The 22,940-nt window shown below is 61.2% G+C and carries 18 protein-coding genes and 4 tRNA genes; 7 read left to right on the top strand and 15 right to left on the bottom strand.

Going from position 1 to position 22,940, the window contains the following annotated elements:
• The first annotated feature begins 50 nt into the window (after positions 1–50).
• Both AB0O81_RS11675 and pdxY read left to right on the top strand, forming a co-directional pair.
• Positions 51–1,394: an aminotransferase class I/II-fold pyridoxal phosphate-dependent enzyme gene (locus AB0O81_RS11675; protein ID WP_363584429.1), complete on the top strand. Its 1,344-nt coding sequence runs from the start codon at positions 51–53 to the stop codon at positions 1,392–1,394.
• A 7-nt stretch (positions 1,395–1,401) separates the two neighbouring features.
• Positions 1,402–2,253 (top strand): pyridoxal kinase PdxY, encoded by an 852-nt coding sequence (gene pdxY / locus AB0O81_RS11680; protein WP_363584431.1) that lies wholly within the window; start codon positions 1,402–1,404, stop codon positions 2,251–2,253.
• A gap of 4 nt (positions 2,254–2,257) precedes the next feature.
• Here pdxY and AB0O81_RS11685 read toward each other — a convergent pair whose 3' ends face one another.
• From AB0O81_RS11685 to AB0O81_RS11710, 6 genes are all read right to left on the bottom strand, one after another.
• Positions 2,258–2,782 (bottom strand): HIT domain-containing protein, encoded by a 525-nt coding sequence (locus AB0O81_RS11685; protein ID WP_363584552.1) that lies wholly within the window; start codon positions 2,780–2,782, stop codon positions 2,258–2,260.
• A 38-nt stretch (positions 2,783–2,820) separates the two neighbouring features.
• Positions 2,821–4,830, bottom strand: coding sequence for a threonine--tRNA ligase (thrS, locus tag AB0O81_RS11690; protein WP_363584433.1), 2,010 nt, complete (start codon positions 4,828–4,830; stop codon positions 2,821–2,823).
• Positions 4,831–5,028: 198 nt separating this feature from the next.
• A complete protein-coding gene (locus AB0O81_RS11695; protein ID WP_363584435.1) occupies positions 5,029–5,883 on the bottom strand; it encodes a DUF6159 family protein in 855 nt (284 codons plus the stop codon).
• A gap of 78 nt (positions 5,884–5,961) precedes the next feature.
• Positions 5,962–6,033 (bottom strand) — tRNA-Val (locus AB0O81_RS11700).
• A 26-nt stretch (positions 6,034–6,059) separates the two neighbouring features.
• Positions 6,060–6,130 (bottom strand) — tRNA-Cys (locus tag AB0O81_RS11705).
• A 54-nt stretch (positions 6,131–6,184) separates the two neighbouring features.
• Positions 6,185–6,256: transfer RNA gene (locus AB0O81_RS11710), tRNA-Gly, on the bottom strand.
• A gap of 153 nt (positions 6,257–6,409) precedes the next feature.
• On the opposite strand from AB0O81_RS11710, the gene AB0O81_RS11715 reads away from it, so the two are divergent.
• Positions 6,410–6,485, top strand: a tRNA-Val gene (locus tag AB0O81_RS11715).
• 31 nt (positions 6,486–6,516) lie between these two features.
• Here the strand turns inward: AB0O81_RS11715 and AB0O81_RS11720 are convergent.
• The 4 genes from AB0O81_RS11720 to AB0O81_RS11735 all read right to left on the bottom strand — a co-directional run bounded on the left by AB0O81_RS11720 (position 6,517) and on the right by AB0O81_RS11735 (position 10,807).
• Positions 6,517–7,062 (bottom strand): type II toxin-antitoxin system PemK/MazF family toxin, encoded by a 546-nt coding sequence (locus AB0O81_RS11720; RefSeq protein WP_363584437.1) that lies wholly within the window; start codon positions 7,060–7,062, stop codon positions 6,517–6,519.
• 76 nt (positions 7,063–7,138) lie between these two features.
• Positions 7,139–8,362: an ammonium transporter gene (locus AB0O81_RS11725; RefSeq protein WP_363584439.1), complete on the bottom strand. Its 1,224-nt coding sequence runs from the start codon at positions 8,360–8,362 to the stop codon at positions 7,139–7,141.
• A 213-nt stretch (positions 8,363–8,575) separates the two neighbouring features.
• The gene (zapE, locus tag AB0O81_RS11730) at positions 8,576–9,601 is read right to left on the bottom strand and encodes a cell division protein ZapE (RefSeq protein WP_363584441.1); all 1,026 of its coding nucleotides are present in this window, start codon (positions 9,599–9,601) and stop codon (positions 8,576–8,578) included.
• A 12-nt stretch (positions 9,602–9,613) separates the two neighbouring features.
• On the bottom strand, positions 9,614–10,807 hold the full coding sequence (locus tag AB0O81_RS11735; RefSeq protein ID WP_363584443.1) for an alpha/beta fold hydrolase: 1,194 nt from the start codon (positions 10,805–10,807) through the stop codon (positions 9,614–9,616).
• Between the two features lie 25 nt (positions 10,808–10,832).
• On the opposite strand from AB0O81_RS11735, the gene AB0O81_RS11740 reads away from it, so the two are divergent.
• From AB0O81_RS11740 to AB0O81_RS11755, 4 genes are all read left to right on the top strand, one after another.
• Positions 10,833–11,423, top strand: a complete 591-nt coding sequence (locus tag AB0O81_RS11740; RefSeq protein ID WP_363584445.1) for a DUF3000 domain-containing protein — start codon at positions 10,833–10,835, stop codon at positions 11,421–11,423.
• Positions 11,416–12,615 carry a ribonuclease D gene (locus AB0O81_RS11745; RefSeq protein WP_363584446.1) on the top strand — a complete coding sequence of 400 codons (1,200 nt, stop codon included), beginning with the start codon at positions 11,416–11,418 and terminating at the stop codon, positions 12,613–12,615. Before AB0O81_RS11740 ends, AB0O81_RS11745 begins: the two co-directional genes overlap by 8 nt.
• 73 nt (positions 12,616–12,688) lie before the next feature.
• Positions 12,689–13,894 (top strand): thiolase family protein, encoded by a 1,206-nt coding sequence (locus AB0O81_RS11750; protein ID WP_363584448.1) that lies wholly within the window; start codon positions 12,689–12,691, stop codon positions 13,892–13,894.
• A gap of 11 nt (positions 13,895–13,905) precedes the next feature.
• Positions 13,906–16,053 carry a 3-hydroxyacyl-CoA dehydrogenase NAD-binding domain-containing protein gene (locus AB0O81_RS11755; protein WP_363584554.1) on the top strand — a complete coding sequence of 716 codons (2,148 nt, stop codon included), beginning with the start codon at positions 13,906–13,908 and terminating at the stop codon, positions 16,051–16,053.
• Positions 16,054–16,110: 57 nt separating this feature from the next.
• Here the strand turns inward: AB0O81_RS11755 and dxs are convergent, their stop codons facing one another.
• The 5 genes from dxs to dut all read right to left on the bottom strand — a co-directional run bounded on the left by dxs (position 16,111) and on the right by dut (position 22,934).
• Positions 16,111–18,036, bottom strand: a complete 1,926-nt coding sequence (dxs, locus tag AB0O81_RS11760) for a 1-deoxy-D-xylulose-5-phosphate synthase (RefSeq protein WP_363584450.1) — start codon at positions 18,034–18,036, stop codon at positions 16,111–16,113.
• A 99-nt stretch (positions 18,037–18,135) separates the two neighbouring features.
• Positions 18,136–20,961, bottom strand: a complete 2,826-nt coding sequence (gene acnA, locus AB0O81_RS11765) for an aconitate hydratase AcnA (protein ID WP_363584452.1) — start codon at positions 20,959–20,961, stop codon at positions 18,136–18,138.
• Positions 20,962–21,100: 139 nt separating this feature from the next.
• On the bottom strand, positions 21,101–21,889 hold the full coding sequence (locus AB0O81_RS11770) for a DUF3159 domain-containing protein (RefSeq protein ID WP_363584454.1): 789 nt from the start codon (positions 21,887–21,889) through the stop codon (positions 21,101–21,103).
• Positions 21,886–22,485: a DUF3710 domain-containing protein gene (locus tag AB0O81_RS11775; RefSeq protein ID WP_363584456.1), complete on the bottom strand. Its 600-nt coding sequence runs from the start codon at positions 22,483–22,485 to the stop codon at positions 21,886–21,888. The genes AB0O81_RS11770 and AB0O81_RS11775 overlap by 4 nt, the downstream gene beginning before the upstream one ends.
• Positions 22,482–22,934, bottom strand: a complete 453-nt coding sequence (gene dut, locus AB0O81_RS11780; RefSeq protein ID WP_363584458.1) for a dUTP diphosphatase — start codon at positions 22,932–22,934, stop codon at positions 22,482–22,484. The genes AB0O81_RS11775 and dut overlap by 4 nt, the downstream gene beginning before the upstream one ends.
• Positions 22,935–22,940 lie beyond the last annotated feature (6 nt).

Genomic DNA, 22,940 nt, shown 5'->3' on the forward strand with positions numbered 1-22,940 from the left:
GATTGGCCTAGGCCAAAACATAGCATGCACTAGGCCGTACACTTCGTAGCATGAACCACAACGTCGCGGTGCGCATCGTAGGGGGCTCTGCCATCGAGATCGCCGACAGCGTGCGTGCACTCACGGAGCGTGGGGTTTTCTCGCCTGGCGACACACTGCCTTCAGTTCGCGCCCTTGCGCAAGAGCTTGGTGTGAATCGCAACACCGTGATCGCCGCCTACCGGCAATTGTCACAGAGCGGGCTAGTGGAATCCCGTGGCCGCGCTGGCACGCGGATTACCGACCGTGCTCCGGTCGCGCAAGAGGGTTTTGCGCCAGGGACGGTCTTGCGCGATATCGGCACCGGAAACCCTGATCCGTCGCTCATCCCCGACCTTTCCGTAGCTCTCGCAGGCCTTGCTGGCAGGCCGGTGCTCTACGGCGAGCCAGTGATCGATCGTGACCTTGAGCGCTGGGCGCTGCCGTGGATGTCAGAAGCCGTGGGCGAGGGGCACGCGATGCAGGTGACAATCACCGGAGGCGCGATCGATGCGCTGGAGCGGCTGCTCGCGCAGGCGCTTCATCGAGATGACGCGGTGGCCCTCGAAGACCCCTGCTTCTTGTCGAGCCTTCACACCGTGCGATTGGGCGGCTACCGCGCGGTGCCCGTCGCCGTCGACGATGAGGGGATGACGGTCGCCGGCCTGCGCGCAGCCCTCAACGAAGGAGTGCGAGCGGTCGTGTGCACTCCCCGAGCTCAGAACCCGACCGGCACAAGCCTGACTGCTGAACGTGCGTCAGCGCTTCGCGATGTGCTGGCCGAGCATCCCTACGTCTTGATCATCGAAGACGACCACTTTTCAATGCTCTCCACGCAGCCTTACCACTCGCTCATCTCAGCGGAACACCAGCGGTGGTCGCTCGTGCGATCCGTGTCGAAGTTCCTCGGACCCGACATGTGTCTGGCCATCACCGCATCCGACCCGTATACCGCGGCCCAACTGGCGAAGCGGCTCAGCCCTGGTACGACCTGGGTCAGTCACCTGTTGCAACGGCTTGCCCACGCACTCGTAACAAGCGATGAGGCGCTCACGGTGGTGCGTCGTGCTGCGCAGCACTACGCGGAACGCAACGCGGCCTTCGCTCACATGTTGACGAATCGAGGGGTACCGGTATCTGCTGGCGACGGACTCAGCCTCTGGGTCGCGCTGCCCGTGCCCGCGCGTGATGTCTCGGACCAACTGATGCGGCGGGGCTGGTTGGCGCGCACCGGCGACGAATTCGTGCTGGCAGATGCGGCGGCTAGGCGACGACTGCGGCTCACCGTGCATGACCTTTCCGATGAAGACGCCGAGCGGCTCGCGACAGATATCGCTGAGTCGGTCGCGGCAGCGACAGCGCGAAAAGTGGGATGATCGAACGGTGAAAATCCTTTCGATCCAGTCAGCCGTCGCCTACGGTCACGTCGGAAACTCTGCGGCGGTGTTCCCGTTGCAGCGTATTGGCGTTGAGGTGATGCCGGTCTATACCGTTAACTTCTCCAACCACACCGGGTACGGGCAGTGGCGAGGCCCGATGATCAGCCCGGATGATGTGCGCGATGTGATCAACGGCATCGAAGAGCGCGGCGTCTTCGGCGAGACCGATGTCGTGCTCTCGGGATATCAGGGTGGCGAGGGCATCGCTGATGTGATCCTCGACGCGGTATCACGTGTGAAGCAGGCGAACCCCGAAGCGATCTATGCCTGCGATCCGGTGATGGGTAACGCGAAGTCGGGATGCTTCGTTGCCCCAGCCATCCCGGTGCTCCTGCGTGAGCGAGTTGTGCCCGCCGCAGATCTGATCACACCGAACCAATTCGAGCTGGGATACCTGACCGACACCGAGCCAGACACTCTTGAGTCCACCCTGGCATCTGTCGACCTTGTCCGCGCACGCGGCCCTCGTGCTGTGCTGGTCACGAGCGTCGAGCGACCCGATCAGCCATCCGACACGATCGAGATGCTTGCGGTTGACGAAAGCGGTGCCTGGATTGTGCAAACCCCGCGCCTGCCGTTGAAAGCGAATGGCTCAGGAGACGTCACGGCGGCCCTCTTCACCGCGCACTACACGCGCACCAAGAGCGCATCGGATGCGCTCGCTCGCACGGTATCGAGTGTCTATGATCTGCTGGCTCGCACGCACGACTCGGGTCAGCGCGAACTGCAACTCATCGAGTCGCAGGAATTCTATGCCGAACCGCGTATGCAGTTCGCAGCGCGACAGGTGCGCTGAGCCTTCAGTCGTTCCATGCCGCCGCGACGGCCTCGCGCACATCGCCGAGCAGCTGAGGCAGAGCCTTGGTTCTGGCGATGATCGGAAAGAAGTTCGCGTCGGTGGCCCATCGCGGCACGACGTGTTGGTGAAGATGCTCATCGACCCCGGCGCCTGCGACGCTGCCCTGATTCATTCCAATGTTGAATCCGTCGCATCGCGATACCTTACGAAGAACGCTCATCCCCCGCTGAGTGAGCGCGCCGATCTCGGCGACCTCTTCGGGAGTGGCCTGGTCGTACGTGGCGATATGCCGATACGGGCACACCAGCAGATGACCTGAGTTATACGGGAACAGATTGAGAAGCACATACGCGGTTTTGCCGCGATGCACAATCAAGCCGTTCTCGTCGCTCTTGTCTGGTGCGGCGCAGAAAGGACACTCCTTGCGGAGCACTTCGGGGCCGGCCTGAATGTAGGCCATGCGATGAGGCGTCCACAGTCTTTGGAACTCATCCGGCACACCCGCAAACTCTGCAGCATCCCGCATGCCTTCTACGTTGGGCGTCGGCTGTTCAGAGCCTTCGGTCACGCGAAGTCCTCGGCAGTGTTGATCAGCGTCTTGGCATCGATGACCTCATGGATGAGGCGCACCGCATCAGCGATCGGCACCGCGTTCTGTTGAGTTCCATCGCGGAAGCGGAACGAGACGGTGCCGCCCGCTCGGTCTTGCTCACCGGCGATCAGCATGAGCGGAACCTTCTGCGTGGTGTGAGTGCGAATCTTCTTCTGCATTCGATCGTCGCTGTGATCGAGCTCCGCGCGCACGCCACCCGTCTTGAGCGTTTCAACGACCTCCTGCAGATAGTCGGCGTACTCATCGGCGACGGGAATGGCAACGACCTGCGTGGGAGCGAGCCAGACCGGGAACGCGCCAGCGTAGTGCTCGAGAAGGATTGCAAAGAAGCGTTCCACGGAGCCGAACAGTGCGCGGTGGATCATGATCGGGCGCTTCTTCTGCCCGTCACTGTCGGTGTATTCGAGTTCAAAACGTTCGGGCAAGTTCGGGTCAACTTGAACGGTGGACAGCTGCCACGTGCGACCGATGGCATCTTTGGTCTTCAGATCGATCTTCGGACCGTAAAAAGCCGCTTCACCGGGAACCTCGGTGAGCTTGAGACCACTTGCGAGTGCCACGTTGCGCAGCGCGTTCGTGGAGTAGTCCCAGAACTCTTCGGTGCCGATCCACTTCTCTTTTTCGTCGTCACGCATCGAGAGTTCGAGTTCGAAGTCGCTGAGGCCGAAGTCGCGCAGCATCGAGATGACGAACTCGAGCACACGAGCCGTCTCTGTCTCGAGCTGCTCTGGGGTAACGAAGAGGTGTGAATCATCCTGAGTGAAGCCGCGCACGCGCGTGAGGCCGTGCAGAGCGCCAGAGAGCTCGTTGCGGTAGACAGTGCCGTTCTCGGCGAGGCGCATAGGCAGATCGCGGTAGCTGCGCGCACGTTCTTTGAAAATCAGAATGTGCATCGGGCAGTTCATCGGCTTGAGGTAGTAGTCCACCCCGACCTTGGTGATTGCGCCGTCGGCATCTCGCTCTTCATCCATATGGATGGGAGGGAACATGCCCTCCTTGTAGGTCACCAGGTGGTTCGAGGTGAGAAAAAGATCTTCCTTGGAGATATGCGGGGTGTACACATAGGTGTAGCCGCCCTCGATGTGCCTGCGGCGCGCGTGCTGTTCCATCTCGCCGCGGATGATGCCCCCACGCGGGTGCCACACTGACAGACCTGAACCGATCTCTTCGGGGAACGAGAACAGATCGAGTTCTTTGCCGAGCTTGCGGTGGTCGCGCTTGGCTGCCTCTTCGAGCCGCTGCTGGTAGGCACGCAGTTCATCTTTGGTGGGCCACGCCGTGCCATAGATGCGCTGAAGTTGTGGGTTCTTCTCACTGCCGCGCCAGTATGCGCCAGCCGTGCGAGTGAGCGCCCAACCGTTGCCAATCATGCGAGTGCTCGGCACGTGGGGTCCGCGGCAGAGATCCTTCCAGACCGTCTCGCCGGTGCGATTCACGTTGTCATAGATCGTGAGCTCTGAACCGCCGACCTCGACGTTCGCGCCTTCGGCAGCCTCTTTTGAGCCGCCTTTGAGGCCGATCAGCTCGAGCTTGAACGGTTCATTGGCAAGTTCAGCGCGTGCTTCATCGTCGGTCACCACGCGACGCGTGAAACGTTGCGCTTCGCGCACGATGCGCTGCATCTCTTTGTCGATGGCCTTCACATCTTCGGGTGTGAAGGGCTGCTCGACATCGAAGTCATAGTAGAAGCCATCGGTGATGGGCGGACCAATACCGAGCTTCGCCTGGGGCTTGATCCGCTGTACGGCCTGTGCCAACACGTGGGCCGTTGAATGGCGCAAGATGCTGAGACCATCGGGAGTATCGATGGCGACCGGCTCCACTTCGTCGGTTGCTTCGACCGTAGCCGCGAGGTCTTTGAGGTCACCGTTGACGCGCATCGCGACAACAGAGCGGTCAGGGAACAGGGCGAAACCATCCGCGGGAAAGGAAACATCAGCAGGAAGGGCGACGTCAGTCACAGGAGTTCTCCAAGGTAATTCGCGATAAAGACCAGTCAGCTTCGGACACCAACCGTGTCCCGCCCGCTCAGGCCCGCGGTGTTCGCATGAGTGCACCCAGAACGACACCACACGTGATCGCTGGGCACAACTGCATGGGTTCGATTCTAGCGGCGTGCTGTCGCCGGCGCCTATCGGAGCTCGACTGGAGCGTGAACTCTACTTCGCTCGAAACGCACCCTGGAGTACTTCAGGCGAAACGCCCTTCGGCGTCACCCCGGTCGCGAAGCGGTAGAGCAACACCTGCGCGTAGGCGGTGACAGTGGAAACGAATCCAGCCATCATCACGAGCACAACGACACCCAAAGCGAACAGTGTTGCGCCGAGTGCATCGCTGTCGTTGGTGATGAAGTGCCATCCGAGCGCGAGAAGGGCGATGCCCGCAAGCGCGAATGGCAGCAGTATCAAACCGAACCTCACCGTGGTGCGCGCAGCGCTGCCCCAGGTCGTGCGCAGCAACTGCGACGAGCGCTTCAGTGCGTCGAAAGGGCCCGTCTTTTCGACCAAGATGACCGGAAGTGCGAAGTACGAAGCAATCTTCCACGCCAATCCACCGAGTGCAGAAACAATGTCGCCGAGGGCACCCGCACGGTCCGAAATCAGTCCCATAACTACGCCCACAGTGGCGTTGACCAGGCTCCATTGAAAAAGACGTCCGAAAGAGCGGAAGGAATCTGAAAACCCTTGTCGAACGCTCGCGTGCTCGCCGATGGATTGTCGCAGTGCCACGCTGGTGACAGCGCCTTGGAAAACGACGAGCAACACTGCAGCCGCGATACCACCCACGACAAGAGTCAGGGCCAGCACGAGCAGAATCGACAGACCAGAGGTCAGTCCCACCGCGATCGCGAGGCCCGGTGCCGCAAGCCCCAGAAAAAGCACCGCGGCCGCCAGTGGACCGAGAACCGCCAAGGCTACGACTCCTGGCACAGCCTTCATCTGGTGAAGCGACACTTTCAACAGCTCACGGCCCGTCGCTGGTGTTCGTGCGCTCACGCCTGTGAAATTCGTCATCTGCTGCCTCCGTGGTTGGCCGAGGCAGAGTTCTCCTCAGAAACAAAAAACCCCTGGTCAATCAGGGGTTTCTTTCTGTGCGCGATACTGGGATCGAACCAGTGACCTCTTCCGTGTCAGGGAAGCGCGCTACCGCTGCGCCAATCGCGCCTATACAGGCTGTTAAGTTAGAAGCGAGGTGGCGACGGGATTCGAACCCGTGTAAACGGCTTTGCAGGCCGGTGCCTAGCCGCTCGGCCACGCCACCGTGTGGTTTGACCCCACGTGCTGTGATTTCTCCAAAGAGACATCTCTACACTCGAGCGGATGACGAGATTCGAACTCGCGACCCTAACCTTGGCAAGGTTATGCGCTACCACTGCGCCACATCCGCATTTTGCACCCCGATTCTCACCCGGGCACTTGGAAAACTTTAGCCCACAAATGGCCGTGCGCAAAACCAGACGCACTCCGCGCGTGTCTTGCTCGACGGTTCTGAAAGCCTCGGGGCATCCGGTAGTATCGTCTCCGGTCCTTTCGGGCTTTTGGGCGATTGGCGCAGCTGGTAGCGCGCTTCCTTCACACGGAAGAGGTCGTGGGTTCAAGTCCCGCATCGCCCACCATGCATTTCCCGCACCGCGGGAGAGGTCGCTTCTACTCCCCCACGCTCCAGCCGTAGCGCTTGCTCAGGGCATGGGCAACTTGCACGAATCGGTCGAGGTCAAGCGCTGCGGCTTCGCGACGCATCCCGGAATTGTGCACGCTATACACCTGGTCGATGTCCACCCAGGAGTCTCGCCCTTTGCTATCCCACGGGCCTGATCCGATGGGCAGGTAGTCGTGCTCGCCCTCATGTGGTCGAGACGTCAGCTTCACCGCGAACACCCGGTCCGCGCTCTGGCGGCCGATAACGAGAACGGGGCGGTCCTTGCCACGCCCGTCGCGTTCAACGTACGGTACCCACGTCCAGACGATCTCTCCGGCGTCTGGGTCGCCATCCTGCGAGGGTGCATAGGTGATCCGCAACGAACGCTGCGCACGCACGTCGATCTCGACGGTCGCTGTGGCGCCATGCTGTCCAGGGGTGACGCTGGTGTCGTTCGTCGAGACGCTTGTGCGGGAGCGTGCGGCGCCTGTGCGCGCCGTGGTGGCGCGAATGAGGCGACGTAGCGCGTTGACGATTCCGGTGCTCCTGCTCATGAACAAACCCTAGCGAACGCGGCGAAGGGCGCCACGGCCGAAGCCGTGACGCCCTTCGCTGTACGCGAGAGTTCGATCAGACGCGCTCGTCGAGGAGGTAGCCCTCTTCGCCGTGCACGACGGTGTCGACGCCAGCGATCTCGTCTTCGTTCTTGATGCGGAAGCCGATGGTCTTGTTGATCACGAAGCCGATGATGTAGGCAACGACGAACGAGTAGACCAGGACGCCAGCCGCGGCAACAACCTGAAGGATGAGCTGCTCCGAGCCGCCACCGAGGAACAGGCCGGTGTCGATTGCGAAGAAGCCAAGGTAGATCGTTCCGATGAGGCCACCAACGAGGTGGATGCCGACAACGTCGAGCGAGTCGTCGAAGCCAAGCTTCCACTTGAGCTCAACGGCAAGTGCACAAACGACACCGGCAACGACACCGAGCACGAGTGCCCAGCCGGGCGTCAGGTTGGCACATGCCGGGGTGATTGCAACGAGACCAGCAACTGCACCAGAGCCAGCGCCGACCGAGGTGGCCTTGCCGTCTTTGAGCTTCTCAACGACCAACCAGCCGAGGATTGCTGCTGCGGTTGCACCGAGTGTGTTGATGACGATCAGACCGACGACGGTGTCTTCGGTTCCGAGCGCACCCAAGCCCTCAGCACCAGCGTTGAAGCCGAACCAGCCGAACCACAGCAACGAAGCGCCAAGGAGTACGAGGGGCACGTTGTGGGGCTTCTGGATGCCCTTCTGGAAGCCGATGCGCTTTCCGAGCACGAGCGCCAGGGCGAGAGCTGCAGCACCCGCGTTGATGTGAACAGCAGTACCACCGGCGTAGTCAATTACTTCAGTGGAGAAGCCGAACGAGGTGCCGAGGTTGTAGATCCAGCCACCTCCCCAGACCCATGCAGCAACCGGGAAGTAGACGAGCGTGGCGAAAACGCCAGCGAAGATCATCCATGCGCCGAACTTGGCGCGGTCTGCGATCGCACCCGAGATCAGGGCGACGGTGATGATCGCGAAGGTTGCACCGAAGAGTGCGCCTACGAGGTCATCGCTGCCAGCGCTTGCCAGACCGAAGTCTGAGAAGGGGTTGCCGGCGAAGCTCCAAGTGTCGGGGACTGCACTCATGTTGAATCCGTAGAGGATCCACAGCACGCTGATGAGGCCCATTGCACCGAAGCTCATCATCATCATGCTGACGACGCTCTTCGCCTTAACGAGGCCGCCGTAGAAGAACGCCACACCGGGTGTCATCAAAAGCACCAACGCCGACGCAGTGATCAACCACGCGAGATTTCCGCTATCCATCAAATTCCTCATCCATGTCGTTTACCCAAGGTCCTGCGGAAGCCACAAAATCGGGTTGCGGTCTTCCAGGTACCCCTAGTGTTGCCAGCCGCGGTTACCGGCGCTGTGCTCGCCGTGTTTCGAGTTTGTTACGCAACCCGCGCTCAGGTAAACATCAGGTTTCCTCGCGGCGTGAGCGAACTTGGAATTTCGTCCAGCGGCGTGGAATTCAGATCAGGCGAGAGTAGAAGCGACCAGTCGTGAAATGGCTCTGAGGTATTTCTTGCGGTAACCGCCCGCAAGCATCTCTTCGGGGAACACCAGGTCAAGACTCACGCCCGTTGCGCGAATCGGAGTCTGAGCGTCATAGACGCGGTCAATAAATGCAACGAAGCGAAGAGCTGCGGACTGATCCTCGAACGGGCGGACATCGCGAAGCCCTACAACTTCCACTGATTCGATCAATCGGATGTAGCGCGAAGGATGAACGCGAGAGAGATGCGTGACCAGTCGATCGAAGTCGTCATCTGAGGCGAGTGCGTGATCTGCGATCGATGCGATGGATGCGTCATAGTCCTCCACGTCAAGAACGGCAGCGTGCCCATCAACCGCTCGATGGCGAAAGTCGGTGCCGTCGATGCGGATGGTTTGGAAGCTTGCCGACATCGCGTGAATTTCGCGCAGAAAGTCCTGTGCGGCAAAGCGCCCTTCTCCCAGAGCGTTCGGGGGCGTGTTGGATGTCGCTGCGAGGCGGGTGCCAGAGGCGACGAGTTCGCCGAGCAGCCTCGTCATTACCATCGTGTCGCCGGGATCATCGAGCTCGAACTCATCGATGCAAAGCAGATCCGCGCCACGGAACAGCTCGACCGTGTTCTGATATCCCATCGATCCGACCAGTGCGGTGTACTCGATGAACGAGCCGAAGTACTTCCTACGCGCCGGCATCGCGTGATAAATCGCTGCCAACAGGTGAGTCTTGCCTACGCCGAAGCCGCCGTCGAGGTACACCCCGGGTTTCACTTCGGGGGCTCGCTTGGCCCGACGGAAGAACCCCGTGCGCTCGACGGTGCGCGCGCCGGCGAAAACCATCAGCAGATCCTTGGCTTCTTGTTGTGACGTGAATTGCGCGTCAGCGCGGTATGACTCGAACGTCGCGGAAGCGAACTGAGGCGGTGGCACGAGTGCCGCTACCATCTCTGCGCCGGAGAGTTCCGGCGACCGGTCTGTCAGTTGAATGGTGCCGGTCGCGGTCGTAGTCATCGTGTTGCAACTCTACTTCGCGTGTCGGCTCAGCCAGTCATTGATGCTCGACGTCCAGCGCTCCTGGTCGTAGTTCCACAACTTCGTGTGCCGAGCGACGTCGAACACGACCATGTCCACTAGATCGGGGCGAAGCACAGCGAGATCGTGAGATGCATCGGACGGCACGAACCCATCGTCGTCGCTGTGAAGAATCAGAATGGGATGCTGCAACTCCGCGGCCCGCGAGAGAATGTCGAGCTTGTCGAAAGGTATCGCTCCCCCGCTGCGTGTGATGGGTGAGGCCCACGGGGTAGAAAGCGCTCCGATCGCCAAGCTGCTCACCGCAGTCGGCACATTTAGCGTGGCGGACTGGTATTCGAGTACCAGTCTCCAGTCGACAACGGGTGACTCGAGAATCAGACCGATGATGTGTTCACGGTGTGCAGAGTTGAGCGACACCTGAAGCGCAATCGCTCCGCCCATCGACCACCCCATCAACACAATTCGATTTGCGCCCCGGCGTCGCGCGAAGCCGATGGCTGCATCGACATCGCGCCACTCCGTTGCGCCAAGCGCATATGTGCCAGAGCGGCTTCGTGGTGCTTCGGAATCGTTTCGATATGACACGAGCAACGATGAGATGCCGGCCGCGGCGAAAAGCGGCACCGCTCGAAGTGCCTCAGCGCGGGTGGTGCCGCGACCGTGAATCTGGATCACCCATAGATCGCCGTCGCCCGCAGGGAACAGCCATGCAGGGCAGGGCCCGACCGATGTGCCGATGAGTTCTGGCGTGAATGGGAGATGAAGCTGCTCGGGCGAGTCGAAATACCAGCCGCTGAAAGCAGCCCGGGGCTGAAGATGCGCATCTGCACCGATATGGGTGAGGAGCTTGCGAGTCACGCGCGTGTCATCTTCGGCAAGCACTGATCCGAGCTTGACGTAGGTCGCTGACCCGGTTGTGAAGAGGCCGTAACGGCCCGGCAACTCCGTATCGGGCGTGCGATCGAGCGTGATGGTCTGCGCCGCGGTGTCGAGATCGAGAATTGTCGTATCGGGCACTCGCGCCGCGGGCGTCACTACCCGCCGCGCCATGTGGATAGATGCGAGTGCCGTCGCGGCGAGCACGCCGGTGAGAGCCATGCTGAGAACTGTCAGCGCGGCTCGGATTCCGGCAAGGAACGTGGGAGATGCGCGGCGCATCGCGGCGCGCCTGGAAGCGACCATCGAGGCATCAGCCTAGTCTGTCCGCGTGGCTGAGCAACGTTCTGGCGAAGGACCGTCGACGTTCGACGATGCGGCCGCGCAAGTTCGCTCGCTCTCTTTTCGCGCAGATCTGAGTGTTCGAGAGATCGCGGCACCCACTGGATTAGCGACAGACGCACTCGCGATTGCCGGCGATGTGCGTCCGGAGACCGACGCGCTCGACTCTGCATACGGCACCGGACGTCTGGTGCTTCTTCATGACGACGAGGGTCCTTCGGCATGGAACGGCGCGTGGCGCATCGTCTGTTTCGCGCAAGCTCCGCTTGAAACAGACATTGGGATCGACCCGATGCTCGCCGATGTTGCGTGGGCATGGCTCACCGACGCGCTCTCCTCCCGTGGGGCAGGCTTTCACTCCGAATCCGGCACAGCTACGAAAACGCTGTCCAAAGGATTCGGTTCACTCGCCGCGGAGGGCGATGGGGCACAGATTGAGTTGCGTGCGTCGTGGTCACCACAGGGTGAAGTGACGCCGCACGTGGAAGCATGGGCAGAATTGGTTTGCATGCTGGCGGGTCTGCCGCCAGGTTCTGAAGGGATAACGATGTTGGGATCGCGCAGGTTGCTCGGTGGCTGAGTACCACGTCATAGACGACCTCGCGGGACTGGTCGAGGCCTGCGACTTGCTTGAGGCAGGCACCGGTCCCGTCGCTGTCGATGTTGAACGGGCCTCAGGATTCCGGTATTCGCAGCGGGCATATCTCATTCAGGTATATCGGCGCGGCGCGGGAGTGTTCCTCTTTGATCCTCCCCCGATCGGCGACTTCGCGCCGCTGAAGCGAGCGATTGGGAACGTGCTGTGGATTCTCCACGCAGCGAGCCAGGATCTTCCTTCGTTGCGGGAACTCGATCTTGAGCCTGACGAGATGTTCGATACTGAGCTCGCAGCGAGATTGCTGGGTCATGAACGGGTAGGTCTCGGCGCGGTCGTCGAGCACACGCTCGGAATAACCCTGGCGAAGGCACATTCTGCCTCAGACTGGTCGACCAGGCCCTTGCCACAGTCGTGGCTTGAATACGCGGCGCTCGATGTGGAGCATCTCGTTGACGTCTATGAGGCGCTCGCGGCCGAGCTTGTGGAACAAGACAAGACAGACATCGCTGCCCAAGAGTTCACAGCTGTGCTTCAGCGCCAGCCGAAACCGCCGCGAGATGACCCCTGGCGCCGCCTTAGCGGTCTGCACACCGTGCGCGGTCGCAAGGCGTTGGCGGTCGCGCGTTCCTTGTGGACCGCCCGCGAGGAATACGCCCGCGAACAGGACGTCTCGCCCGGCCGTCTGGTACCTGATCGTGCACTGGTTGCGGCAGTAAGAGCGAACCCGACCACCAAACAGGCTCTCGCAGCCAACAAAGAATTCATGGGCCGCGCAAGCCGTACGCAGTTGGATCGCTGGTGGACCGCGATCGAGGCGGGACGCGCCGATGACAACCCGCCTGCGGAACGTGCATCCGGGGGTGACTCACTTCCCCCACCCCGGGCATGGGTCGATCGCAACCCTGAAGCAGATGCCCGCCTCAAATGTGCACGGCCCGCCGTTGAGGCGGTTGCTGAGGGCCTCGGGATGCCCACCGAGAATCTGCTGACGCCCGACACTCTGCGCAGGGTCGCCTGGTCGCCGCCAGAGGAAGTCAGCGCGGGCGCCGTCGCGGAGTCGCTCCGTGCCCTCGGCGCACGGGAATGGCAGATTGAGTACACCGCACAGACAATCGCTGATGCCTTTGTGGAATCCGTGCAAACAGAGCTGGAGCCTGAGACACCTGTTTCGTAGGAATCCGCTACCAGTTTCAGCGTTGAACCACAGACGAACCTAGGCTGGCTGTATCCCAACTATTGGAGGCAGAGTGGCCGAGCTTTCGGACGTCTATTTCGTTGATGGAATGCGCACACCTTTTGGTCGTGCTGGCGAAAAGGGCATGTACTGGAATACCCGAGCGGATGACCTTGCCGTAAAGGCAACGATCGGACTCATGGAGCGAAATGCTGAAGTTCCCGCAGATCGCATCGACGACGTGGCGATTGCCGCGACATCACAGACGGGCGATCAGGGGCTGACGCTGGGGCGTTCGGTCGCGTTGCTTGCAGGTCTGCCGCAAACCGTTCCCGGCTTCGCCATTGACCGCATGTGTGCTGGAGCGATGACAAGCGTAACGACGATGGGCGCCTCGATCGGCGTGGGGATGTATGACCTCGCTCTCGCCGGCGGTGTCGAGCACATGGGCCGTCATCCGTTGGATGGCAGCAACGTTGACCCGAACCCACGCTTTGTGACAGAGCAACTGGTCAGTGCGGATGCGCTGAACATGGGTATCACTGCTGAGCGACTTCACGATCGTTTTCCTCACATGACCAAGGAACGTGCCGACCGCTTCGGAATGTTGTCACAGCACAAGGTGCAAGCCGCGTATGACGCTGGCAAGTTCCAAGATGACCTGGTCTCCGTAGCGATCAAGGACGCGTCGGGGGCGTGGGGGCTGGCCACCGAAGACGAAGGCCGTCGCCCGCAGACAACGATGGAAGGTCTCGCCGCACTCAAGACACCGTTCCGCCCGCACGGGCGTGTGACGGCCGGCACCTCATCGCCGCTGACAGACGGTGCGACCATGAGCTTGCTTGCCGGTGGCGGAGCTGTCCGAGAGCTCGGCCTCACGCCGAAGATGAAGCTTGTTTCGTTCGCCTTCGCTGGTGTTCAGCCTGAAGTCATGGGCATCGGACCGATTCCCGCGACTGAAAAGGCGCTCAAGAAGGCAGGCCTCTCGATCACCGATATCGGACTGTTCGAGTTGAACGAGGCGTTCGCCATTCAGGTCATCTCGTTGCTCGACCACTTTGGAATCGACGACGAAGACCCGCGCGTGAATCAGTGGGGCGGCGCCATTGCAGTTGGTCACCCACTTGCCGCGACTGGTGTGCGACTGATGATCCAACTTGCGGCCCAGTTCGCTGAGCGCCCAGACGTCCGCTACGGACTGACTGCCATGTGCGTCGGCCTCGGGCAGGGCGGCTCGGTTATCTGGGAAAACCCGCACTACAACGGCAAGAAGAAGTGAGCGGCGCAGCAATGACCAACTACGCAGAGATCGACTTTTCCCCGATTCTCGCCGACACCGCCGATGAGGTGGTCACGCACTCCCCCGTGCGTGACATTCGCCTCGCATCGGGCAAGGTGCTCGCGCTTGTCACTCTCGACAACGGCCGCGATCACACTCGCCCGAACACGTTGGGTCCGGCGACACTGCAGGAGTTCAGCGACACGCTCGATGCGCTCAAGGTGCGCGCCGCTGCCGGTGACATCGACGCCGTGGCCGTGACCGGCAAGCAGTACATCCTTGCCGCTGGCGCCGACCTGAGCGACATCAGCAAGGTGGGCTCGCGGGACAACGCCAAGATGGTTGCCCAGTTCGGTCACCACGTGCTCGGCAAGCTTGGCGATCTCGGTGTGCCTTCATTTGCCTTCATCAACGGCCTTGCGCTCGGTGGCGGACTCGAGATCGCACTCAATTCGACCTATCGCACGGTGGATGCTTCGGCAGCGGCGATCGCCCTGCCGGAGGTCTTCCTCGGGATCATTCCTGGCTGGGGCGGAGCATATCTGCTTCCAAACCTGATCGGAATCGAGAACGCGCTTGAGGTTGTGATCTCGAATCCGCTCAAACAGAATCGAATGCTCAAACCGCAGCAGGCGTTTGACTATGGCATCACAGACGCGATCTTCCCCGCGGCGAACTACCTTGAGAACTCACTCGGATGGGCGGATGGGGTGCTCACCGGCAAGATCAAGGTCGAGCGCAAGAACGAGCCGGGAAAGATCGAGCGTCTCACCAAGTGGCCGATCGCTATCAAGATGGCGCGCGGCATGCTGGAGTCCAAGATCGGTACCGTTCCAAAGTCGCCATACGTGGCACTCGACCTGCTTGAAAAAGCCAAGTCGGGCACCAAGGCAGAAGGCTTTGCTCGCGAAGACGATGCGCTCGCTGACCTCGTCGTCGGCGATCAGTTCGCAGCATCTATGTACGCCTTCGACCTCGTTCAGAAGCGCGCGAAGCGTCCAGTGGGTGCACCGGATAAGTCGCTGGCGAAGAAGATCACGAAGGTGGGTGTTATCGGTGCTGGTCTGATGGCCAGCCAGTTCGCGCTGCTGTTTGTGCGCCGGTTGCAGGTTCCTGTGATTATCACTGACTTGGATCAGGCTCGTGTCGACAAGGGCGTGGCCTACATCCACGACGAGATCGGCAAGCTTGAGGCGAAGGGCCGGCTTGACTCCGACTCGGCGAACAAACTACGCGGTCTCGTGAGTGGCACCACTGACAAATCGCTCTACGCGGACTGTGACTTCGTGATTGAAGCCGTTTTCGAAGAGGTCGGCGTCAAGCAGCAGGTGTTCGGTGAGATTGAGAAATTCATCGCCGAGGACGCCATTTTGGCGACCAACACTTCCTCGCTGTCAGTCGAAGAGATCGGTGCCACTCTCGCTCACCCAGAGCGTCTGGTCGGCTTCCACTTCTTCAACCCGGTTGCGGTGATGCCGCTTATTGAGATCGTAAAGACGCCTCAAACGTCTGATGCTGCGCTCTCTACGGCTTTCGTCACAGCGAAGGGGCTCCGTAAGAATGCCGTGCTGACCGCTGATGCGCCCGGGTTCGTCGTGAACCGATTGCTGGCCAAGGTGATGGGCGAAGCTGCTCGCGCCATTTACGAGGGAACTCCCCTGCTCACGGTTGAAAAAGCCTTCGCTCCCATCGGGTTGCCGATGACGCCGTTCCAGCTCATCGATCTGGTCGGATGGAAGGTCGCAGCTCACGTCCAAGACACCATGACGCAGGCGTTCCCTGAGCGCTTCTTCGCCTCGGAAAACTTTCACAAGCTTGCTGAGCTCTCGGAGGTGGTCGAGAAGGACAAGTCCGGACGTGTCACCGGCTGGACTAAGTCAGCCGAGAAGGTACTGAAGGGCGCCGTGGGATCCGTCCCAGCGACGGAGGCGGAGATTCTGCGCCGCGTGCAGGACGGACTCGCCCAGGAGATCAAGATCATGCTCGACGATAACGTCGTTGCAGCTGTCGAAGACATCGATCTTTGCTTGATCCTCGGAGCCGGCTGGCCATTCATTGATGGTGGAGCCTCTCCGTACCTCGACCGCGAGGGCGCATCCGAGCGTGTCTTCGGCGAGACCTTCCACACACCGATGGTGAAGGGTCTCACCCACAGCTAACAGCGCACGAATGAGGGCCGGCACCGGATAGCAGTCCGGTGCCGGCCCTCATTGCGTTTAGGTCAGTGGCAGTTCGGCGTTTGCGGCCCGCGCGACAGGAATTCTGGTGCCCAAGACCTGCGCGATGACGTCTTGAGCGATCTTGGCGGGTGTGAGCCCAGCATCGTCGAGAATTTGCTCGCGTGTGGCATGGTCGATAAACTCGTCTGGCACACCGAGTTCGTCTACGGCGGTATCCACCCCTGCCTCACGAAGAACCTGGCGCACGCGTGTGCCGATCCCGCCGACGCGTATGCCGTCTTCGATCGTGATGACCAGACGGTGATTGGCTGCGAGTTCGATCAACGATGCTTGAACGGGAATTACCCATCGCGGGTCGACGACGGTGGCACCAATTCCTTGGGCACGCAGTCGGGCGGCGACATCCATTGCCGTATGAGCCATAGGCCCGATGCCGACGATGAGCACATCCTGGGCATCAGAGCGAGTCAGCACGTCGACACCATCGTGAAGGCGCTCGATCGTCGGGATATCGTCGCTTACTGTGCCCTTGGGGAAGCGAACTACAGTCGGCGCGTCATCGACAGTCACGGCCTCACGCAGCTCTTCGCGTAGTCGTTCCGCATCGCGTGGCACGGCAATACGAATGTGAGGGACGAGTTGAAGCATGGCGAGGTCCCAGATGCCGTGGTGACTCGGGCCATCTGGACCGGTGACACCAGCCCTGTCGAGCACGAACGTCACGCCGGCCCGGTGAAGAGCAACGTCCATAAGCACCTGGTCGAATGCACGGTTCATGAACGTCGCGTACATCGCGACCACGGGGTGCAGCCCACCGAACGCCAGTCCAGCAGCCGATGCGACGGCGTGCTGCTCGGCGATCCCCACATCGTAGACACGGTCAGGGAAGCGCTCTGCGAACGGGAGCAAGCCAGTCGGCCGAAGCATGGCAGCAGTCATCGCGATGACATCGTGCCGCTCTGTACCCAGCGCGAGAAGTTCATTCGCGAATACGTCGGTCCAGGCCTGACTGGTCGACACTCCACCCACCGTCTGCCCGGTGATCGGATCGATCTTGCCCACCGCATGAAACTGATCGGCATCATCGTCGAGTGCTGGCTGGTAGCCCCGGCCCTTCTCGGTGATCGCGTGGACGATAACGGGAGCTCCGTATGACTTTGCAAGCTCTAGGGTTTCGAGAAGCACGGGCAGGTCATGGCCGTCGATAGGACCGAGGTACTTGATGTCTAAGTTCGAATAGAGAGCTTCGTTGTTGGTGAAGCGAGACAAGAACCCGTGCGTACCACCTCGAATACCCCGATAGACGGCACGCGCCGCAGGGCCGAGAGTGCGAAACAGGCTGTCAGAGCCGCGACGGAGATTGCGATAGGTGTCTGCCGTGCGTACGCGGTTTAGATAGCGCGCCATGCCCCCAATGGTGGGTGCGTAAGAGCGGCCATTGTCGTTGACGACGATAACCAGGTTGCGGTCATTGTCGTCGGAGATGTTGTTCAGCGCTTCCCAGGTCATGCCTCCGGTGAGTGAGCCGTCGCCGACGACGGTGACGACGTGGCGGTCCTTACGCCCGGTTCGCACAAACGCACGAGAAACGCCATCAGCCCAGCTCAGTGAGCTAGAAGCATGCGACGACTCAACGACATCGTGCGGACTTTCAGAGCGCTGCGGGTAGCCAGCCAGGCCGCCACGCGAACGCAGCTGAGAGAAGTCCTGGCGACCGGTAAGCACCTTGTGCACGTACGACTGGTGTCCGGTATCGAAGATGAACGGGTCTTGCGGAGAGTCGAAGACTCGATGCAGTGCGATGGTGAGCTCAACAACACCGAGGTTGGGTCCCAGATGGCCACCGGTGCGCGCCACGTTCTCGACGAGGAACTCGCGCACCTCGGCGGCAAGCTGAGACAGCTGCTCGGTCGACAACGAGTCAAGATCACGTGGCCCCTGGATAGACGACAGCAACGACATCCTGGCTCCTCTCTCGGCCCGAAAGGGCGCAGTTCAGTCTAACCGGGAGACAACGAAGAGGCCGAGACTTGCGCCCCGGCCTCTTCGTTGTACACCTGCCTAGACGAGCGAGCGCAGCACGTACTGCAAAATGCCGCCGTTGCGGTAGTAGTCCGCTTCGCCGGGTGTGTCGATACGCACTACGGCGTCGAACTCAACTGTCGACTTACCTTCGGCGGAGAATTCGCTTGGCTTCGCTGTTACGCGCACTGTTTTCGGCGTAACGCCCTCGTTCAGCTGCTCGAGACCCGAGATCGAAACGATCTCGGTGCCATCGAGCCCGAGTGAGGCCCAGCTTTCGCCCGCAGGGAACTGCAACGGGACGACGCCCATGCCGATCAGGTTGGATCGGTGAATGCGCTCGAAGCTCTCGGTGATAACAGCCTTGACGCCCAGCAAGCTGGTGCCCTTGGCAGCCCAGTCGCGCGATGAACCGGAGCCGTACTCCTTGCCGCCAAAGATGACCAGTGGAGTACCTTGAGCCTGATAGTTCTGGCTCGCGTCGTAGATGAACGACTGCGGTCCACCATCCTGCGTGAAGTCGCGAGTGAAGCCACCCTCCACCTCGGCGCCGTGATTGACGGAACGCACGAGCTGGTTCTTGAGGCGGATGTTCGCGAACGTACCGCGGATCATGATCTCGTGGTTGCCGCGACGCGAGCCGTAAGAGTTGAAGTCCTTGCGGTCAACGCCGTGCTCTGCGAGGTAGTGACCAGCTGGGCTGTCTGCCTTGATGTTTCCGGCGGGGCTGATGTGGTCGGTGGTGACCGAGTCCAGCAGCGTCGCCATCACGCGGGCATCTTCGATGTCGGTGACCGGTGTCAATTCCATCGTCATGCCGTCAAAGTACGGGGGCTTGCGCACGTAGGTCGACTGCGCATCCCACTCGAAAACATCACCGGTGGGAGTCGGAAGGTTCTTCCAGCGGTCGTCGCCCTCGAACACGCTGGCGTACTGGGTGTCGAACATCTCCTTGTTGATAGAGGAATCGATCGTCGACTGAACCTCAGCAGCGTCGGGCCAGATGTCCTTCAAGAAGACATCGTTGCCGTCGGAGTCTTTGCCGAGTGCATCTGTTTCGAAGTCGAAGTTCATCGTTCCCGCGAGGGAGTAAGCGATGACCAGTGGCGGGCTTGCCAGGTAGTTCATCTTTACATCGGGGTTGATGCGGCCCTCGAAGTTGCGGTTTCCGGAAAGAACTGCTGTCACGGCGAGATCGTTCTCGTTGATCGCGGTCGAAACCTCTTCGATCAGGGGACCAGAGTTACCGATGCAGGTCGTGCACCCATAGCCCACCGTGTAGAAGCCCAAGGCTTCCAGATCGTCAGTGAGTCCTGCCTTCTCGTAGTAGTCGGTGACGACCTTCGAGCCGGGCGCGAGGGTCGTCTTGACCCACGGCTTCGCCTTGAGGCCCTTCTTGACCGCGTTGCGAGCGAGCAGTCCGGCCGCGAGCATGACCGAAGGGTTCGACGTGTTCGTGCACGAGGTGATAGCCGCGATCGTGACAGCGCCGTGATCGAGCGTGAACTTCTCACCATTTTCGAGCGTGACCGGCGCGCGCTTAGACACCGCGTGCGGCGCGTGGGCATTGTGGTGCTCGTGCGAGTTGTGCTCGTCTTCGGGCGTGTTTCCGGGTGGGTCGGAGGCCGGGAAAGATTCAGCACCTTCAAGATCGACGAGGTCGTGCTCGACCTCGGCGTAGTTGACCAGATCGAGTTCGAACTGCTCCTTCGAGCGAGACAGCTCAATGCGGTCCTGGGGTCGCTTCGGGCCGGCGATTGAGGGAACAACCGTTGATAGATCGAGTTCCATGTACTCGCTGAAAGTGGGCTCAACGGAAGCGTCGTGCCAGAGGCTCTGCTCTTTCGCATAAGCCTCGACGAGCGCGAGGGACTGCTCGCTGCGGCCGGTGAGTCGCAGGTAGTCGACGGTCACCGAGTCAATCGGGAACATGGCTGCCGTCGAGCCGAACTCCGGGCTCATGTTTCCGATAGTGGCGCGGTTGGCCAGCGGCACCGAAGCGACGCCGTCGCCGTAGAACTCCACGAACTTTCCGACGACGCCGTGCTGGCGAAGCATGTCGGTAATCGTGAGCACAACGTCAGTCGCGGTGACGGCGGCTGGGATCGTTCCGGTCAACTTGAAACCGACGACCTTGGGAATGAGCATTGACACCGGCTGGCCGAGCATTGCTGCTTCGGCCTCGATTCCGCCGACGCCCCAGCCGAGCACGCCGAGACCATTGACCATGGTGGTGTGCGAGTCGGTGCCGACGCAGGTGTCGGGATACGCACGCAGAACACCGTTGATCGTGCGGTCATAGATGACCTTCGCGAGGTGCTCGATGTTGACCTGGTGCACGATTCCGGTGCCGGGGGGAACGACCTTGAAGTCGTTGAATGCGGTCTGGCCCCAACGCAAGAACTGGTACCGCTCGCCGTTGCGCTGGTACTCGATCTCTACGTTGCGCTCTAGCGCGTTCTCGCTGCCGAACAGGTCAGCGATCACCGAGTGGTCGATGACCATTTCGGCGGGTGAAAGCGGGTTGATCTTAGTGGGGTCGCCGCCGAGCTCAACCACGGCCTCACGCATGGTGGCAAGATCCACGATGCAGGGCACACCCGTGAAGTCCTGCATGACGACTCGCGCCGGTGAGAACTGGATCTCGGTGTCGGGGTCTGCCGCAGCATCCCATGACCCAAGTGCCTCGATCTGAGCCTTCGTCACGTTCGCGCCGTCCTCGGTGCGAAGAAGGTTCTCCAACAGCACTTTGAGGCTGAACGGGAGCTTCTCGTAACCGGGGACGGTATCGATGCGGAAGATCTCGTAGTCGGTGCTGCCGACCGTCAGGGTGCTCTTGGCACCGAAGCTGTCAACCGTGGACACGTGTGTCTCCTTCGTCGGCGGCGGGGAGCGCCGAAATGAGGCGCATCCCCCATCATCCCGCGCTCCGGAGCCCTCTGCTAGTGAGGGTCACCTAAGCGAAGCGACGGATGAATTTATCTTGATGTCAAGATAAATCGTATCACTTGGGTTGCGGCGGATAAAGAGCGCGCACGGCGAGCCATGTCACCGCCACCATCGGTGCGAAAAGCGGAAGGCCCATTACCAGTTTGGCGGTGCCGAGTGCGGTCGTAGCACCCGGGTCCCCCTCCAGGCTTGCAAAGTAGAGCGGTAGCTGCACAAGCAGCCGTGCCGCAAACAAACCAGCCCACGCGATCCCAAGCCAGAAGAATGCGCGCCGCTTGCGTCTATCGGCACGCCACGAAGTGCCGTCGCCCATCAAAAAGCCGATCGCGAGACCAATCAGTGACCACCCGACGAGTGCCGATATGAGCAAGGCGGACCCGTAGAGAACGTTGGTGACGAAGCCGGGAACGAAGTTGTTACTGGCCTCACCGGTAAAGGCGGCGAAGGCGGCGGCCACTCCGGTGGTGACAAGCCCACCCATTGCCGCGGTGATCGGCTGCCGCGAGATCAGGCGGACGAGAGTGAAGACCGCTGCAGCGCCGAGTGAGACGCCGAGTGAAAGCCAGAGATTGCCCTTCTGCGTCTCAGGGTCGATCGTGATGGTGTACAGCACAATGAACAACAGTCCGGGCAAGACCGATTCGAGAATTCCGCGCCAGCCCCCCATAGCGCCCCATACGACATGTGAGGTGCTTTTGCTTTCATTGGGATCTAGCCCGGCACGCTTGGCGGCTTCTCCGAGGGCAGCCCCGAAGATCTCTGATGCCGCCGGTGTGGCGGGCGCGTCTGCTGAGGCGGGACGGTCATCGCCGGATTCGGTGCCTGCGCCGTTGGCGTTGCTCATGCGGTGCCGGGAGTCGCCGGCATGCGGAGCGGGATGAGATCTCGGGGAGGCATCGGCGTTCCGCCTCTCACCACGACGATGGATCGGAAAAGATCTTCGACTTTTGCCGCTGCTTCGACGTCTGCGGTTGCGGCCCCTCCGATGACACCTCGAAGGAACCAGCGAGGGCCGTCCACCCCTACGAAGCGGGCGAGACGCTTGCCGCTGGCACCCTCAGCACCGGCGACGACGGGGACTTCTGCCAACAGTTCAGCGCCCAAAGGCCCTTGGCGCTGCTCTACTCGCCCGCCCTGTTGCCGAACCTGCGCGCGGATCTGCTCACGCGTCTCGTCCCACAAGCCAGTGGAGCGGGGCGCCGCAAAGGGCTGCACCTGAAGCGTCGAATCGGCGTAGTCGAGGCCGACAGCAACAATGCGCTTCGTCTGCTCTTCGACTTCAAGGCGCAGATTGAGACCTTCGCGAGGGAGGATCTTGATGCCACCGAGATCGATGTAAGGCCGCACCGGATTGGCTTCAGCCTCGTCGAACGGACCATTTGCCGCGCGCAATTCTGGAGTCAAACCGCTGGCATTCTCGGCAGGTGTGGGATCGGTCATGCCGGGTTTCCCTCTTTCTGATAGCCGGTCGATCCGAAGCCGCCTTCGCCACGGATGCTGTCGGGCAGGGTTTCGACCGGGATGAAGTGAGCGCGAGAGACGGGCATCACAATGAGCTGTGCAATGCGATCGCCAACCGCAACGCTGAAGGCGGTGTGCGTGTCGGTGTTGAGCAGGGTGACTTTGATTTCGCCACGGTAGCCCGCGTCAACCGTGCCGGGAGAGTTGACAACGGTGATGCCGTGCTTGGCGGCGAGCCCGCTTCTGGGCACCACAAAAGCGGCATAACCGTCTGGCAGGGCAATACGAACGCCCGTGCCGATGAGCGCGCGACAACCGGGACCAAGCGTCACCGCTTCACTCGCGACGAGGTCGGCACCCGCATCACCGGGGTGGGCATACACCGGTGCGTCTGGGGCGATAATGGGAATGTCCACCGTTTCAGTCACCCAACG

Source organism: Microbacterium sp. NPDC076911 (assembly GCF_040687125.1).
GTDB lineage: Bacteria > Actinomycetota > Actinomycetes > Actinomycetales > Microbacteriaceae > Microbacterium.

Bases quoted from the DNA above. Each gene is read 5' to 3' on its own strand.
- AB0O81_RS11770 (WP_363584454.1), bottom strand. From the start codon at position 21,889: ATGAGCAACGCCAACGGCGCAGGCACCGAATCCGGCGATGACCGTCCC.
- AB0O81_RS11755 (WP_363584554.1), top strand. From the start codon at position 13,906: ATGACCAACTACGCAGAGATCGACTTTTCCCCGATTCTCGCCGACACC.
- AB0O81_RS11675 (WP_363584429.1), top strand. From the start codon at position 51: ATGAACCACAACGTCGCGGTGCGCATCGTAGGGGGCTCTGCCATCGAG.
- AB0O81_RS11720 (WP_363584437.1), bottom strand. From the start codon at position 7,062: ATGAGCAGGAGCACCGGAATCGTCAACGCGCTACGTCGCCTCATTCGC.
- AB0O81_RS11725 (WP_363584439.1), bottom strand. From the start codon at position 8,362: ATGGATAGCGGAAATCTCGCGTGGTTGATCACTGCGTCGGCGTTGGTG.
- AB0O81_RS11695 (WP_363584435.1), bottom strand. From the start codon at position 5,883: ATGACGAATTTCACAGGCGTGAGCGCACGAACACCAGCGACGGGCCGT.
- AB0O81_RS11685 (WP_363584552.1), bottom strand. From the start codon at position 2,782: ATGCGGGATGCTGCAGAGTTTGCGGGTGTGCCGGATGAGTTCCAAAGA.
- AB0O81_RS11775 (WP_363584456.1), bottom strand. From the start codon at position 22,485: ATGACCGATCCCACACCTGCCGAGAATGCCAGCGGTTTGACTCCAGAA.
- dxs (WP_363584450.1), bottom strand. From the start codon at position 18,036: ATGTCGTTGCTGTCGTCTATCCAGGGGCCACGTGATCTTGACTCGTTG.
- zapE (WP_363584441.1), bottom strand. From the start codon at position 9,601: ATGACTACGACCGCGACCGGCACCATTCAACTGACAGACCGGTCGCCG.
- AB0O81_RS11735 (WP_363584443.1), bottom strand. From the start codon at position 10,807: ATGGTCGCTTCCAGGCGCGCCGCGATGCGCCGCGCATCTCCCACGTTC.